Source organism: uncultured Halopseudomonas sp. (assembly GCF_963977355.1).
In the GTDB taxonomy this organism is placed as follows: Bacteria; Pseudomonadota; Gammaproteobacteria; order Pseudomonadales; family Pseudomonadaceae; genus Halopseudomonas.
Genome location: NZ_CAXBOV010000009.1, coordinates 121868 through 136185, shown reverse-complemented (window position 1 = coordinate 136185; position 14318 = coordinate 121868). Strand labels below are relative to the sequence as shown.

At 58.0% G+C, this 14318-nt stretch carries 12 protein-coding genes and 1 tRNA gene; 4 read left to right on the top strand and 9 right to left on the bottom strand.

Going from position 1 to position 14318, the window contains the following annotated elements:
• Positions 1-145: 145 nt before the first annotated feature.
• The 9 genes from AAC076_RS06760 to AAC076_RS06720 all read right to left on the bottom strand — a co-directional run bounded on the left by AAC076_RS06760 (position 146) and on the right by AAC076_RS06720 (position 10250).
• A complete protein-coding gene (locus AAC076_RS06760) occupies positions 146-2989 on the bottom strand; it encodes a DUF748 domain-containing protein (protein ID WP_339843836.1) in 2844 nt (947 codons plus the stop codon).
• Positions 2990-3325: 336 nt separating this feature from the next.
• The gene (gene ychF / locus AAC076_RS06755) at positions 3326-4426 is read right to left on the bottom strand and encodes a redox-regulated ATPase YchF (RefSeq protein WP_339843834.1); all 1101 of its coding nucleotides are present in this window, start codon (positions 4424-4426) and stop codon (positions 3326-3328) included.
• A 37-nt stretch (positions 4427-4463) separates the two neighbouring features.
• Complete coding sequence (gene pth, locus AAC076_RS06750; protein ID WP_339843832.1) at positions 4464-5051, bottom strand: aminoacyl-tRNA hydrolase; 588 nt, start codon at positions 5049-5051, stop codon at positions 4464-4466.
• 33 nt (positions 5052-5084) lie between these two features.
• Complete coding sequence (locus AAC076_RS06745) at positions 5085-5732, bottom strand: 50S ribosomal protein L25/general stress protein Ctc (RefSeq protein ID WP_339843830.1); 648 nt, start codon at positions 5730-5732, stop codon at positions 5085-5087.
• A gap of 104 nt (positions 5733-5836) precedes the next feature.
• Positions 5837-6778 carry a ribose-phosphate pyrophosphokinase gene (locus AAC076_RS06740; RefSeq protein ID WP_339843828.1) on the bottom strand — a complete coding sequence of 314 codons (942 nt, stop codon included), beginning with the start codon at positions 6776-6778 and terminating at the stop codon, positions 5837-5839.
• Between the two features lie 121 nt (positions 6779-6899).
• Positions 6900-6974, bottom strand: a tRNA-Gln gene (locus AAC076_RS06735).
• Positions 6975-7008: 34 nt separating this feature from the next.
• Positions 7009-7890 carry a 4-(cytidine 5'-diphospho)-2-C-methyl-D-erythritol kinase gene (gene ispE, locus AAC076_RS06730; RefSeq protein WP_339843826.1) on the bottom strand — a complete coding sequence of 294 codons (882 nt, stop codon included), beginning with the start codon at positions 7888-7890 and terminating at the stop codon, positions 7009-7011.
• Positions 7887-8504, bottom strand: a complete 618-nt coding sequence (gene lolB, locus AAC076_RS06725) for a lipoprotein insertase outer membrane protein LolB (protein ID WP_339843824.1) — start codon at positions 8502-8504, stop codon at positions 7887-7889. The genes ispE and lolB overlap by 4 nt, the downstream gene beginning before the upstream one ends.
• A 3-nt stretch (positions 8505-8507) precedes the next feature.
• Complete coding sequence (locus AAC076_RS06720) at positions 8508-10250, bottom strand: tetratricopeptide repeat protein (RefSeq protein ID WP_339843822.1); 1743 nt, start codon at positions 10248-10250, stop codon at positions 8508-8510.
• Positions 10251-10383: 133 nt separating this feature from the next.
• On the opposite strand from AAC076_RS06720, the gene hemA reads away from it, so the two are divergent.
• From hemA to AAC076_RS06700, 4 genes are read left to right on the top strand one after another with little or no spacing between them, the layout of a single operon-like run.
• On the top strand, positions 10384-11661 hold the full coding sequence (gene hemA / locus AAC076_RS06715) for a glutamyl-tRNA reductase (protein ID WP_339843820.1): 1278 nt from the start codon (positions 10384-10386) through the stop codon (positions 11659-11661).
• Positions 11658-12743 (top strand): peptide chain release factor 1, encoded by a 1086-nt coding sequence (gene prfA, locus AAC076_RS06710; RefSeq protein WP_339843818.1) that lies wholly within the window; start codon positions 11658-11660, stop codon positions 12741-12743. Before hemA ends, prfA begins: the two co-directional genes overlap by 4 nt.
• Positions 12743-13573 carry a peptide chain release factor N(5)-glutamine methyltransferase gene (gene prmC / locus AAC076_RS06705; RefSeq protein ID WP_339843817.1) on the top strand — a complete coding sequence of 277 codons (831 nt, stop codon included), beginning with the start codon at positions 12743-12745 and terminating at the stop codon, positions 13571-13573. The genes prfA and prmC overlap by 1 nt, the downstream gene beginning before the upstream one ends.
• Positions 13566-14318 (top strand): molybdopterin-synthase adenylyltransferase MoeB, encoded by a 753-nt coding sequence (locus AAC076_RS06700; RefSeq protein ID WP_339843816.1) that lies wholly within the window; start codon positions 13566-13568, stop codon positions 14316-14318. Before prmC ends, AAC076_RS06700 begins: the two co-directional genes overlap by 8 nt.

Sequence of the window (14318 nt, the reverse complement as noted above, 5' to 3'; positions counted from 1 at the left end):
TGCTGTGCTCTAACCAACTGAGCTATGTAGCCATCCGAGGCTGCGCATTATTCAGTTGCGCGGTTCTAAAGTCAAGCACTCCGCGCGATTTATTTACCTTTCTTATCAACCGGTTAACTTTCGAGCAGTGAGTTGTCCCGGACGCCTATTCGACGCCCAGGTGCAGGGTTGTGGGTACTCCACCGTTTTCGGCGATGGCTTCGACACCGACGTCCAGAAGTTGCACGCGTTGAGCCGAGAGGCCAGCCTTGTCGACAAGGTAGGCCTTGATGCTTTCATTGCGCTCCTGCGCCAGGCGTCTGAGTAAGGCTTCGCTGCCCACCCAGGTCTCGAGGATGGCATCGCGCACGCGCTCATTCCGCGCCTCGGCGCTCAGTCCAGACCACTCGTCGGGGACCTCCTGCTTCAGTCGTTCCTGGTATATGCCCGCCAGCAGCCTGGAGATTTCTTCATCTGGCACGCCGGCCTGGGCGTCAGAGGGGCCGGCTTGTCCCTGGTCCACGATTTTCTTCCAGCGGAGGCTCAGCTCCCGGTCCAGACGTTGTTGTGCCACTAGATGGCCGTCCTCTGCGGAAGAGCTCATGCCTTCGACCTCCAGGCGCAGCGTTGGGCGCTCCTTCAGGGCGCTGGCCAGAGTATCTAGCTGCTGTCTGGCCCGTGCGTCCAGTTCTGCTGCTCCGGGGGAAAATAGTACCTGGCTGAGATCATCGTTGTTGTCGCCAACCAGATTGGCGATAAAGCGGAACGGCGCGGTGGCTGCCCGTGAGAGCAGGTTGCCGAGGCTTTGCCAGATCACCGGCATGATATCGAAGTCGGGATTTCTCAGATCCCCCTGCACCGGCAGGGTGATGTTGATATTCCCCTTGCCATCTTTCAATAAGGCTACTGCCAGCCGTACGGGCAAATCCACAGCATTGGGACTATCGACCCGTTCGCCCAGTTGCAGATCGCGCAGAAGCACCTGGTTATCCGCCTCGAGCCTGCCAGCGTTGATACGGTAGTGCAGATCCAGATCGAGTCGTCCCTTACGAATGCGATAGCCGGCAAATTTGCGGGCGTAGGGACTCAATGTGGTGAGCTCGATATCCTTGAAGCTGGCTTCTATATCCAGACTGTTGAGAGGGTCGAAGGGCGTCAGTGTGCCCGACACCTTGACCGGGGCGTAGCGGTCAACCTGTCCGCTCAGATTCAGTTCTGCGGGATCGGCGTTCTGGCTGTCCAATGTACCGATTCGGCCACTCAGCTCTTCCAGCGTGAGTGCAACATTGGGCTGGAGACTGAAATCAGCGAAGTTCAAGGAGCCCTGTTCGATGCCTATGGCGCCGATGCGAATGCCCATAGGAGCGCGCTCGGTCTGGTCACCAGCGTCGGGTTGCTCGATGACAAGGTTGCCGAGGTTCGTGGACAGGTCCTGGTTGATGATGATGCGCGCGTAGGGTTTCAGTAGTTGCGCGTGCTCCACTGCCAGACCGTTATCGCGGTAGACGATGCCGTCAAGGCTGAGACGCTCCCACCGGACTAGATCCCGATTTTCTACGGAATCGACTATATGCAGATCGTAAAGCTCAGCTTCGGCTTCGATACTGAGTGCCAGCGGATCGATTGACTCAAGCTGGACGTGGGCCGTGGAGCTGAGCCTGCCATCGCGAACACTTATCCGAATGAAAGGATCCAGGTAAGCCTGGGCCAGTTTTACATCTAGATCCTGGGCAGTGACCTGCAGATCCAGGCTGACCGGGTCAAGCCTGGCCTGGCCTTTGGCGGCGATGCGACCTGCGTCATTGATCTGCGTTTCGAGGCTCAGGTCAAAGGGATCATCACTAGCACTGTCAAAGCCGGTCAGCTCCACGTCCAGTGAGCTCAACGTCAGGTCGACTGGTTTGTCCGGTTGTTTGTCGGTGAGATTCACACGGTAATCACGTAATTGAACATCGGGCAGGCGGATGCGCCAGCTAGCGCCTGCTTGCGGTTGAGCGTTGTCCGGCGCGGCGGGAAGTAGCGCTTGCCAGTTGAGCTGGCCGTCTTCTGCCCGGCTTATCCAGGCTTCCAACTCGCGACTGCGAATAGAGCCCATACGCACGGAGCGCTCCGCCAGATCCAGTGAGACTCCATCAATATGCAGTTGGGCCAGGTTTGCCAGAGGATCGCCCTGGGGTGAAGTAATACCGAATGACGACAGGGTAGCGCTGGCTTTATCGAGATTCAGGCTGAGGTCTTCCGCCAGGTCCATCTGATAATCGAAGCGGGTGCTGAGCACGCCGTCCTGAAGTCTGAGTTCGACGATATCTCGTACGTAGGGCCAGAAGGGCGAAAGCGGCAGCCCGTCAATGCTGAGTGTGCCGGCGGAGCTGAGTGGCGCTATCGCCATATTAGCCTGAAGCCTAAGTTGCGAGCTCGACGGTCCTTCAGCCCGCAGACTCAGTTCTGCGCGCTCTCCGGGTAGCGTGCTGAATTGCTGGGCTTCAAGATTGATCTGTTCGAGGTTGGCTTGTACCGCCGTCGTCGGCTGCTCATCCCTAAAGCGTAGGCGGCTTTCAACCAGCTTTAGCTGGGCGATGCGCAGGGGAAAGGGCGCTGCGGCTTCGTTCCCGGCAGGATCCTGCGTTTGATCAGGTGTATTGAGTAGTTGAGCCAGATTCAGCGCGCCAGACTCCTGGAGTGTGGCCGCCACTCTGGCCCGCTCAATAGTCAGGCTCTCAAGCTCCAGCGCGTCACTCCACAGGCTGCTGATTTGCAGGTTGACGTACAGCCGCTGGAAGCTCAGGACGGGATCTTCAGGTTCGCCTATTTCCAACCGGCCCAGGGTAAGCTCCAGGCTAAAAGGGTTGAACTCCAGACTGTCCAGCTGTGCGGGTACGTTGACACGCTGCTCCAGCTGACTGTTTATCAGGTGTAGCGCGAGGCCCGGCAGCAGCAGAAAGCCCAGCAGGCAATATACGAACATGGCCGACAGTAAACCGATGGCCAGAGACTTGTTGCGTTTTGACATTGGATCAGAGGTACCCGGTGGATTTCCCCTCCAGTATGGCATGGGCTGCGGGCAGTGCCAGTACAGCTGCCTGCTGGGTATTTGCCGAATATATCGTCAAACGCCCCGAAGTCGCTGATCTCGAAGGCCAGGGCGATGAACCAGCCGTGGGACATGGTGGTTTCCAACTGAGGTTCAAGGTCCACTGCCTTCAGGCTGATGGGTAGCGAAAACGAGGAAAAGGGAAGGGAAACGGCTGTTGTGTTTCTGCGCCTTTAAGTTCTGAAGCGTTAGCGTCGGGCAAAAAAATCCCCCGACTGCAATGGCAGGCGGGGGAGCGATTCGCTTCTGAAAAACTCAGACGTTGAAGCGGAAATGCATCACGTCGCCATCCTTGACGATATATTCCTTGCCTTCCAAACGCCATTTTCCAGCTTCTTTAGCGCCGGCTTCGCCGTTGTACTGAATAAAGTCGTCATAGGCGATGACTTCGGCTCGGATAAAGCCCTTCTCGAAGTCGGTATGAATAGCGGCCGCAGACTGGGGCGCGGTAGCGCCGACCTTGACAGTCCAGGCGCGTACTTCTTTGACGCCGGCGGTGAAATAGGTCTGCAGGTCGAGCAAGCTGTAGCCAGCCCGGATCACTCGATTGAGACCCGGCTCTTCAAGTCCCAGCGACTCAAGGAACATGTCCTTTTCTTCGCCATCGTCGAGTTCGGCTATCTCGGCTTCGATCTTGTTGCAGACGGGCACCACAAGCGCACCTTCCTCTGCAGCAATGGCATTGACCACATCCAGGTGCGGGTTGTTTTCGAAGCCGTCTTCAGACACGTTGGCAATGTACATGACCGGCTTGCTGGTCAGCAGGTGAAAGCTCTTGATCAACTGCTTTTCTTCAGGGCTCAGACTCTTGATCAAGGAGCGCGCCGGCTTGCCTTCGCTGAAATGCGGGATCAGCTTTTCCAGCAGGCTCTTCTGCGCCACGGCTTCCTTGTCGCCGCCCTTGGCGTTGCGGGTAACCTTGTAGAGCTGCTTTTCGCAGCTATCCAGGTCAGCAAAGATCAGTTCCAGGTCGATGATTTCGATATCGCGCTTGGGATCAACACTGTTGGATACATGGATCACGTTCTCGTCTTCGAAGCAGCGCACCACGTGGGCGATGGCATCGGTCTCGCGTATGTTGGCGAGGAACTTGTTACCCAGCCCTTCGCCCTTGGAGGCGCCCGCTACCAGGCCGGCGATATCAACGAACTCCATTGTGGTAGGCAGAGTCTTCTGTGGCTTGACGATAGCTGCCAGGGCGTCCAGGCGCGGATCGGGCATGGGGACGATGCCGCTGTTAGGCTCGATGGTGCAGAAGGGAAAGTTTTCTGCCGCGATGCCTGATTTGGTCAGAGCATTGAACAGGGTGGACTTGCCGACGTTGGGCAGACCGACGATACCGCAATTGAATCCCATACTGGTGTCCTCTGCCGCACGGCGGCGAATAGTGTAATCAGACTTTGAAACTGTGCAGGCGCTGCATGACCTTGGTCCAGTCGCCACTAATAATGCCGGGAAGTTCGCGGATGGCTTCATCAACGCAGGCTTCCAGGGCTTCCTGTTCGGCCTTGGGCGCACGGCCCAGTACAAAGCCGGTCACCTGCGAGCTGTGGCCGGGGTGGCCAATGCCAAGTCGCAAGCGATAAAAGGTATTCTGATTGCCCATACGGGCAAGTATGTCTTTCAAACCGTTATGTCCGCCGGTACCACCACCCTGTTTGCACTTGACGACGCCTGGTGGAAGGTCGAGTTCGTCGTGGGCTACCAGAATTTCTTGCGGTTCAATACGGTAAAAACCGGCCAGTGCGGCAACAGCCTGACCACTGCGGTTCATGAATGTGGTGGGAATCAGTAGTCGGACATCCTGGCCATCCAGAGTAAAGCGGCCAGTCAGTCCAAAAAACTTGCTCTCCTGGCGTAGCTGCACATTGTGCTTGTCTGCCAGACGGGCAACAAAAAGGGCGCCCGCGTTGTGACGGGTCAGTTCATATTCAGGTCCAGGGTTACCCAGACCGACGATCAACTTGATTCCCTGCGTCACAACGGGGCGCCCCTTATGGGTCTCAGCGGTCAATTACTCCGCTGATTCCTCGCCTTCATCCTTCGAAGCTTCTTCGCCAGCTTCATCTTCCTCAACAGCTACGCGAGGAGCGTGAATGTTGGCAACCGGCAGATCGTGGTCTGCTCCCTGGGACAGAGCGGTGAGGCTCACACCCTTGGGCAGTTTCAGATCCGACAGGTGAACAGTACCGTTGAGCTCGACTTCTGCCATGTCCACTTCGATAAACTCGGGCAGATCCTTGGGCAGGCAGTGAACTTCAACTTCCGTCATGGTGTGGGAGACGATGCCGCCACCCTGCTTGACGCCAACGCTGGTCTTCTCGTTGATGAAGTGCAGTGGTACCAGAACGGTTACTTCGTGACCTGCGACAACGCGCAGCAGATCGGCGTGCATTACGTGACCCTTAGCCGGATGACGCTGCAGTGCCTTGAGCAGTACGTTCTGGTTCTTGCCGTCAACATCAAGCTTGATGATGTGCGAGAAGAAGGCTTCGTTTTCCAAGGCCTTTTTCAGTTCGCGGGCTTCCAGGGAAACGCTTTGCGGCTCTTTGGAACCACCATAGATGATTGCCGGTGCCATATCTGCGTTACGACGCAGGCGGCGGCTCGCACCTTTCCCCAAATCGTCACGCGCTATCGCTCTTAATGTGAAGTCGACCATAGTTAGTCTCCTCGCTGAACATCCGGGCACTTGCGACCAGCGCATCGGATGATTGATATAAACCCGGCTGTCATCAGCCGGGATGCTTACCCAGTGCCCTGTTCCTAACGGAACATGGCGCTAATGGATTCTTCGTTGCTGATGCGACGCATCGCCTCGGCGATAATCGGCGCCATGTCCAATTGACGTATACGGTCACAGGCGGTAGCCGGACCTGAAAGCGGGATGGTGTTGGTGACCACCAGCTCGTCGAGCTTGGAGTTGGTAATGTTCTCGATTGCCTTGCCGGACAGCACCGGGTGTGTGGCATAGGCAAAGACTTTCGCAGCGCCGTGGTCTTTCAGTGCGGACGCGGCATGGCACAGCGTGCCCGCGGTATCGACCATGTCGTCGATAAGAATACAGTTACGACCTTCTACGTCACCGATGATGTGCATGACTTCAGACTGGTTGGCTTTGGGCCGACGCTTGTCAATAATCGCCAGATCGACGCTCAACTGCTTGGCTACCGCACGGGCCCGGACTACGCCGCCGATGTCCGGAGAAACGATCATCAGGTTGTCGTGCCGCTGGGCAATCAGGTCGTCGACCAGAACAGGCGAGCCGTAGATGTTATCGACTGGGATATCGAAAAAGCCCTGGATCTGATCAGCGTGCAGATCAACAGTAAGAACGCGATCAACACCGACGGTGTCGAGCATGTCGGCGCATACCTTGGCGCTTATGGAAACGCGGGCCGAGCGCGGACGACGGTCCTGACGGGCGTAGCCGAAGTAGGGCATCACCGCGGTGATACGCGCTGCCGAGGAGCGGCGCAGCGCATCGGCCATGATCACCAGCTCCATCAGATTATCGTTTGTCGGAGCGCAGGTTGGCTGGATGATGAATACATCCTTGCCTCGCACGTTCTCATTCAGCTCGACGGTGACTTCACCATCGCTGAACCGGCCGACGGAAGCGTCGCCCAGGGGAATGTGCAATTGACGCACGACGCGTCGTGCCAGATCGGGGTTGGCGTTCCCCGCGAAAACCATCATCTTGGACACGCTGCATTACCTTATCTGGGTAGTGGTCGGTGCGATTGAAACCGTTGGCAGGTCGGATGCATTAAAGCACTCGATCCAGTCACAACCGGATTCAAGGTGTAATGATTGCTGCCGGAGAAAATGGCAGGGGCGGCTGGATTCGAACCAACGCATGGCGGGATCAAAACCCGCTGCCTTACCGCTTGGCTACGCCCCTGTAACAACTGTCCGGATGCTCGGTTGCATCCTTTTTACGCCGCTTTGAAGAGCGCCTGATGTAACGGTGAAACGTTACAACCGCGTGCAACAAAGGTTTGCAGAGTGGCTGGCAACCGGGCGCGAACTTTATCAGCTTCGCGTTCGTTTGGGAAGGCCCCAAACACACAACTGCCAGTTCCTGTCATCTTAGCCTCACAATAATTGTTTAGCAAGATCAACGTGTTACGTATTTCTGGATAACACGCTTCCGCTACTGGTAGACAATCATTATGACCGCCGCCATCACGGAAGGCCGCTAATGTAATGGGCTGGGTGTCACGCGTCAACCTCTCATCGGAAAAAATCTGTGCTGTACTCACCTGGCAATCGGGTACGGCGACGACATACCAGGGTTCCTCCAGAGCTACCGGAGTCAATATCTCGCCGACCCCTTCCGCCCAGGCGGCCCTGCCGAGCACGAATACCGGGACGTCGGCGCCCAGGGATAGGCCCAGACCAGCCAGCTGCTCAAGAGTCAGCCCGGTTTGCCAAAGATGGTTGAGGCCAAGAAGCGTGGTCGCGGCGTCAGAGCTGCCACCGCCAATACCGCCACCCATAGGTAGATTCTTGTCGAGGCCGATATCTGCGCCCAGGCTGCAACCGCTTGCCTGTTGGAGCAGGCGTGCGGCGCGGATAATAAGATTGTCCTCTGCAGCGACACCCGGCAGTGAACTGTGCAGGACAAGTTTGCCATCCTCCCTGGGACCGAAATGCAGGGTGTCGCACCTGTCGATGAACAGAAATACCGTTTGCAGGCTGTGATAGCCGTCCGGTCGCCGCCCGGTAACGTGCAGGAACAGGTTGAGCTTGGCCGGCGCCGGCAGGCTCAACTGGCTGATGAAAGAGTCTGAAGCAGGCGATTGCAGCGGTTTCATGGCTGGGCTGGCAGATCCCATTGGGTAATGACCATGGTCAGCAATATATCTCCGGCCGACATCTGCAAGCGCTGGGGTAATTGCAGTCCACCGACCTCCTGGTACCGACTATATTCCACGGTCCAGCCAGCCTGGGCCAGACGTGCTAGGCGGCTCTGCTGATCAAGTTGCAGACGGCTGGCACTGTCGGGTGCGGGTAGTCCACGTACCCACCAGGTCAGGTGTTCTACCGGCAGACGCCAGCCGGTTTGCTGTTCCAGAAGCTCCTCGGCAGAGCCTGCCTGGAGAGTTGGTTGGCCGGCCATGTCGAGCGTGACGCCCAGTTGGTTGCCCTGCAGTCGAGTGGCTCCTCGGCCCAGTGGGCCTGAAATGCGAATGTCATAGGCATCTTGCCGTTGTAGCCAGGTCAGAGTGCCGCTGCCCGATTCCTCCGGTGAGCGTAGCCCTATCTTGCCCTGCAGGGTCCAGCTCTGTATCGGTAAGACCGTGGCGCGATGAGCCTGCCAGGCAGCGCCATCGCCGCCGAAATCAAGTGTTTCACGCTGGTGAAGGTTGCTACAGGCAGCCAGCACGGTGCTCAGAAAAATCAGGAGGAGGGGGCGCAGCAAATACATAAATCAGTTGGCTTCCAGACGTTGGCGAGTTGAGCGGATGAGCTGGCTTTGCGGGTCGTTCTGCAATGCTTCATCCCAGATCCGACGGGCTTCCCTGTGTTTGCCGCGTACCCATAAAACCTCTCCCAGGTGGGCGGCAACCTCGTCGTCAGGGTACACCTCATAGGCTTTTCTCAAATAGGTTTCGGCCAGATCGAGGTTGCCCAGTCGATAGTGCACCCAGCCAAGGCTGTCGGTGATGGCCGGATCATCAGGCTCCAGTGCTGCGGCTCGCTCAATCAGCTGTAGCGCTTCATCCAGCTTTTCATTGCGATCAGCCAGGGTGTAACCCAGTGCGTTCAATACCATGGCGTTGTCTGGGTCGTTCTGCAGGATGCGCCGTAAATCCTGTTCCATTGCGGCGACGTCTCCAGCGTCCTCGGCCAACATTGCGCGGGCATAGAGAAGATTGGTATCGAGCTTGAAGGCTTCAAGGGCCTGATCGACACGTAAACGGGCGATTTCCGGCGCATGGTCGGCCAGCGTCTCGATCTCGATCAGATAGAGTTGCAGCGCCAGGTCGGGATTGGAGGCCCGCTCGGCGAGCATGGTTTGCCCCAGTTCTTCATACTTGCCCTGCTCTGCCAGTAGTTGACTAACCTGCAGACGAGAGCCGAGATACTCGCGTCCAGACTGTACCTGAAGCCAGACCCGCAGAGCCGCTTCGTTGCGTTCCAGCTCGCGATAGGCAATGCCCAGGTGGTACAGGGCGGTATTGTTCTCAGGTTCTATTTCGATGAGTTGCTCGAGATCCCGGGCGGCCTGTGCAAACTGGTTGTTTTCCAGATGAACCAGAGCCAATGACAAAAGCAGGTCGCTGTCACCGGGGTTCTGTTTGATCAAGGTAGAAAATTGACTGCTGGCGGCTTCCAGGTCACCCGTGGAAACCAGCAGGCGGGCGAGCAGCAGGCGCATCCGTGTGTCGCCGGGGTGCGCGATCAGCCCCTCTTGCAATATACCGATAGCATCCTGATCTTGGCCTCGTCCAGCCAGCACGCGCGCTTGTAGCATTAATGCAGGCGCAACAGCGGCGGCTTGCGGATGCTGATCGAGTACCGCCAGTGCAGCGTCGTCATCACCGCTTTGTTGCAACAGCAGGGCCTTGGCAAACACCAGTTGGGCGTTCTGCGGGTTCTTTTCCAGAAGCTGGCTAATGCTTTCAAGCATGGCTGCGCGTGTGGGTTCATCGGTTTGCGCTGCGGCAAGGGCAAGAAAGTCAAAATGAGTTTCGCCATGCATATCCAGAACCTGTTGCATGGAATACATGGCACGCTCATGCTGGCCGGCCCTGGCTTGGTGCAGAGCTGCAGCACGGAAGGCCTCGGGGTTGTCGGGATCGACCTCGGTCCAGAGTATCGCCATTTCCAGAGCCGGCGGATGGGCGCCAAGGAACTCGGCTACGCGCATTGCGCGCTCGACTACGCCTGCATCCCGGGTCTTGTGTGCCTGCTGCAGATAGTTGTCGAGGGCAATATCGTATCTGTTCCGCTGGCCTGCAATTTCCGCGACCATCAGGTCGAAGAGGGTGTCACGGGTAAATTGGCCGTACACCTCAGGTTCTTCGGCTTTTTCGACAGTGGGGGGCGCTGCACTTGGTGGCGGCGCTGATTCGCGCTGCGTAACGGCGCATCCGGCCAGCACGAGAGTCAGGGCCAGTACGCAGGGCATTGGCAGTCGGAGAAATACAGCCTTGGTGGTTGCGCTCATGGGGACTCTGATGGTGTTCGTCAAGATAATCATCATGACACAGGATCTGTTGCAAACCCACAGGGTCAAGGGAATTGATCGGCACTGTCATACATAGGACAATTGCGCGCTATGTTCAGATAAACAGGACACCATGGGCTTTCTCGCATTCGGGATTAATCACAGAACCGCCGCAGTCGATGTGCGCGAGCGGCTGGCATTCGGCCCCGAGCAATTGACCGGAGCGCTGCAGCGCCTGCGCGACGAAACGGGCACCCAGGAAGTAGCCATCTTATCGACCTGTAATCGCACCGAGATCTATTGTTCCCAGGATCATCTCGATCCTGACTGCATTATTGCCTGGTTCGCCGCATTCCATCGTATGCCCGTCGAGCAATTGCGGGCCTGTAGCTATCAGCACAGCGATGAGCATGCCGTGTCCCACATGATGCGGGTGGCTGCAGGGCTGGATTCCATGGTGCTGGGCGAACCGCAGATTTTCGGGCAGATGAAGGATGCCTGGCAGTCTGCGCGCAGCGCCGGAACGCTCGGACCTTATCTGGACCGGCTTTTCCAGAGCACGTTCAATACCGCGAAACAGGTGCGCACTGACACGGCCATCGGAGAGAACCCGGTTTCAGTTGCCTTTGCCTCTGTCAGCCTGGCCAAACAGATCTTTTCCGATCTGCGCCGCAGTACGGCCTTGCTGATCGGTGCCGGTGAAACTATCGCGCTGGTGGCAAGGCACCTGTTCGAACAGGGTGTAGGAAAGATTATTGTCGCCAACCGCACGCTGGAGCGTGCCGAACTGCTCAGCGGTCCATTGGGTGGGCAGGCGATCGTGCTCAACCAGATACCGGATTTTCTGTCGCAGTGCGATATTGTCATCAGTTCTACCGCCAGTCCCTTGCCGATCCTCGGCAAGGGAGCCGTGGAGCGGGCGCTCAAGCAGCGGCGGCGCAAACCCATGTTCATGGTCGATATTGCCGTACCGCGGGATATCGAACCGGAAGTAGGAGAGTTGGCCGATGTCTACCTGTATTCGGTGGACGATCTGCACGAAGTGATTGAAGACAACATGCGGTCACGCCAGGATGCCGCCGAGGCAGCGGAACGCATGATTGTTCTGGGTACCGCCGAATTCATGCAGCGCTTGCGGGCCCTGGCTGCGGTGGACGTGCTGCGCCGTTACCGGTTAAAGGCCGAATCTCTCAGAGACCAGGAACTTGCAAAAGCGCAGGCGCGACTTGATCGTGGTGCCGATCCTGCGGTGGTCATGGTCGAAATGGCCAGGGCGCTGACCAATAAACTGCTCCACGATCCCAGCGTCCAGCTCAAGCAGATGACCGCCGAAGGCCGTGCCGAGGCACTGGCGCTGGCTCAGGAACTCTTTGCGCTCGACGACGTTACCACCATACAAGGCGAACCATGAAAGCTTCCCTGTTGAACCGCCTGGACATCATGCAGGAGCGTTTCGAGGAGCTCTCGGCGTTACTCAGTGATGCCGAGGTCATCAGCGATCAGAAACGCTTCAGGGCCTACTCCAAGGAGTATGCCGAGCTGGATGCGACCATCGCGTGCTATATCGATTGGCAGAAGGTACGCGCCGATCTTGATGAGGCGCGCAGTCTGCTCAAGGATGCCGACCCCGATCTGCGCGAGATGGCAGAAGAAGACGCGGCCCAGTGCGAGGCCAGGCTCGAGGCGCTGGAAGAGCAGCTGAACTTTTTATTGCTACCCAAAGATCCCAACGACGAGCGCAACGTTTTTCTCGAGGTACGTGCTGGCACTGGTGGCGATGAGGCGGCGATCTTCGCCGGAGACCTGTTCCGCATGTATGGCAAATATGCCGAGCGTCAGGGCTGGCGTATCGAGATTCTCTCGGAGAGCGGCGGGGAACATGGTGGCTTCAAGGAAGTGATTGCCCGGGTCGAGGGGCAGAACGTTTACTCCAAACTCAAGTTCGAGTCAGGCGCGCATCGGGTGCAGCGCGTACCGGAAACCGAATCCCAGGGGCGCATCCATACGTCTGCCTGCACCGTTGCAATCATGCCGGAACTCGATGAGCAGGCTCAGATAGAAATCAATGCTGGCGATCTGCGGGTCGATACCTATCGCTCCTCGGGCGCTGGTGGTCAGCACGTGAACAAGACCGATTCGGCCATTCGCCTGACTCACCTGCCCACCGGGATAGTGGTTGAGTGTCAGGAAGAACGATCCCAGCACAAGAACCGGGCTCGCGCGATGAGCCTGCTGCAGGCTCGGCTGGATAATCTGCAGCGAGAAGCGCAGGAAAAGGAAATGTCTGATACGCGGCGGTCTCTGGTTGGCTCCGGCGATCGCTCCGAGCGCATACGCACCTACAATTTTCCCCAGGGCAGAGTGACCGATCACCGTATCAATCTCACGCTCTACAGTCTGGATGATGTCGTGCAGGGCAATCTGGATCAGGTGATTGATCCGCTGCTGCGCGAATATCAGGCGGACCAACTGGCGGCCCTGGAACACGTTTGATGCAAACCCTGGCGCAGTTGCTGGCAGATGCTGATCTGCCTGACTCACCCACCGCAGCCCTGGACGCCGAGCTGATATTGGCGCACGTGCTGCGCAAGCCGCGCAGCTTTTTACATACCTGGCCCGAATATGTACTCGACCCTCAACGTCTCGAGCTGTTTCAGGGACTGATAGAGCGCCGCCGGGCCGGTGAACCCGTAGCCTACCTGCTGGGCGCGCAGGGTTTCTGGAGTCTGGATTTGCAAGTCAGCGACGCCACGCTGATTCCGCGACCTGATACCGAGCGCCTGGTGGAGCTGGCCCTGGAGCTGGGGCCGCTTGGCAGGGCGCGTGTACTGGATATGGGTACGGGTACGGGCGCTGTCGCGCTGGCGCTAGCAAGTGAGCGACGCTACTGGAGCATCATGGCAACCGACCTTGTGCCAGCTGCTGTCGAACTGGCCGAAGTCAATCGCAAGCGTCTGGGCCTGGAGAACGTTCAGCTCAAAACCAGCGACTGGTTTGCCGCGCTGGAACATGAGTCTTTCGATCTTGTTGTATCCAACCCGCCCTACATCAGCGCCGACGATCCGCATCTGCGATGTGGTGATGTGCGCTACGAGCCCGCCACTGCGCTGGTTAGCGGCGCCGATGGATTGGACGCCATCCGGCATATCGTTTCTCAGGCCCCCGATTATCTGCACACAGATGGCTGGCTGTTGCTCGAACATGGCTGGCAGCAGGCCGACGCGGTTGTAGCCCTGCTCGTTGATCGCGGTTTTCAGCTGACCCGCTCCTGGCAGGATCTGGGTGGTCAGTACCGCATCAGTGGAGGGCAGTGGCGTGGATGATCTGCAGCTGCTTCGCTACAGCCGGCAGATATTACTGGCTCAGATTGACATCGAAGGACAGCAGCGTCTGCTCCAGAGTCGAGTGCTGATCGTCGGTTTGGGCGGCCTGGGCGCACCCGTTGCGATGTATCTTGCAGCTGCGGGCGTCGGCACTCTGGTACTGGCCGATCATGATCATGTGGATCTGACCAACCTGCAACGTCAGATCATCCACCAGACTGATAATGTCGGCCAGGCAAAGGTCTCATCGGCCGCGCATAGCGTGAAAGCTCTCAATCCCGGGGTTGAAACCGTTCTGATCGAGCAGTCCCTGGCCGGACAGGATCTGGTCGACGCAGTGTCGAGTGTCGACCTGGTGGTCGACTGCTGTGACAACTTTGCCACGCGCCAGGCAGTGAATGCAGCCTGTGTTGCCCAGCGCCGACCATTGGTATCAGGTGCCGCGATAAGGCTCGAGGGCCAGCTCAGTGTGTTCGACTCCCGTCGCGAAGACAGTCCCTGCTACCAATGTCTGTACGGAAGTGGCGAGGAAACGGCATTGAGCTGTAGTGAAGCCGGCGTGGTGGGGCCACTAGTGGGTGTAATCGGCAGTCTACAGGCGCTGGAAGCGCTAAAGCTTCTGGCCGGTTTTGGCGAGCCCCTGATCGGGCGCCTGCTTCTGGTGGATGCGCTTGGCAGTCGTTTTCGTGAGATGCGAGTGCGCAGGGACCCCGCATGCAGTTGTTGTGGGTTGGTGGCGGAATAA

Coding starts and splice junctions, on each gene's coding strand:
- AAC076_RS06760 (WP_339843836.1), bottom strand. CDS start 2,989: ATGTCAAAACGCAACAAGTCTCTGGCCATCGGTTTACTGTCGGCCATG.
- ychF (WP_339843834.1), bottom strand. CDS start 4,426: ATGGGATTCAATTGCGGTATCGTCGGTCTGCCCAACGTCGGCAAGTCC.
- AAC076_RS06745 (WP_339843830.1), bottom strand. CDS start 5,732: ATGGTCGACTTCACATTAAGAGCGATAGCGCGTGACGATTTGGGGAAA.
- ispE (WP_339843826.1), bottom strand. CDS start 7,890: ATGAAACCGCTGCAATCGCCTGCTTCAGACTCTTTCATCAGCCAGTTG.
- lolB (WP_339843824.1), bottom strand. CDS start 8,504: ATGTATTTGCTGCGCCCCCTCCTCCTGATTTTTCTGAGCACCGTGCTG.
- AAC076_RS06720 (WP_339843822.1), bottom strand. CDS start 10,250: ATGAGCGCAACCACCAAGGCTGTATTTCTCCGACTGCCAATGCCCTGC.
- hemA (WP_339843820.1), top strand. CDS start 10,384: ATGGGCTTTCTCGCATTCGGGATTAATCACAGAACCGCCGCAGTCGAT.
- prfA (WP_339843818.1), top strand. CDS start 11,658: ATGAAAGCTTCCCTGTTGAACCGCCTGGACATCATGCAGGAGCGTTTC.
- prmC (WP_339843817.1), top strand. CDS start 12,743: ATGCAAACCCTGGCGCAGTTGCTGGCAGATGCTGATCTGCCTGACTCA.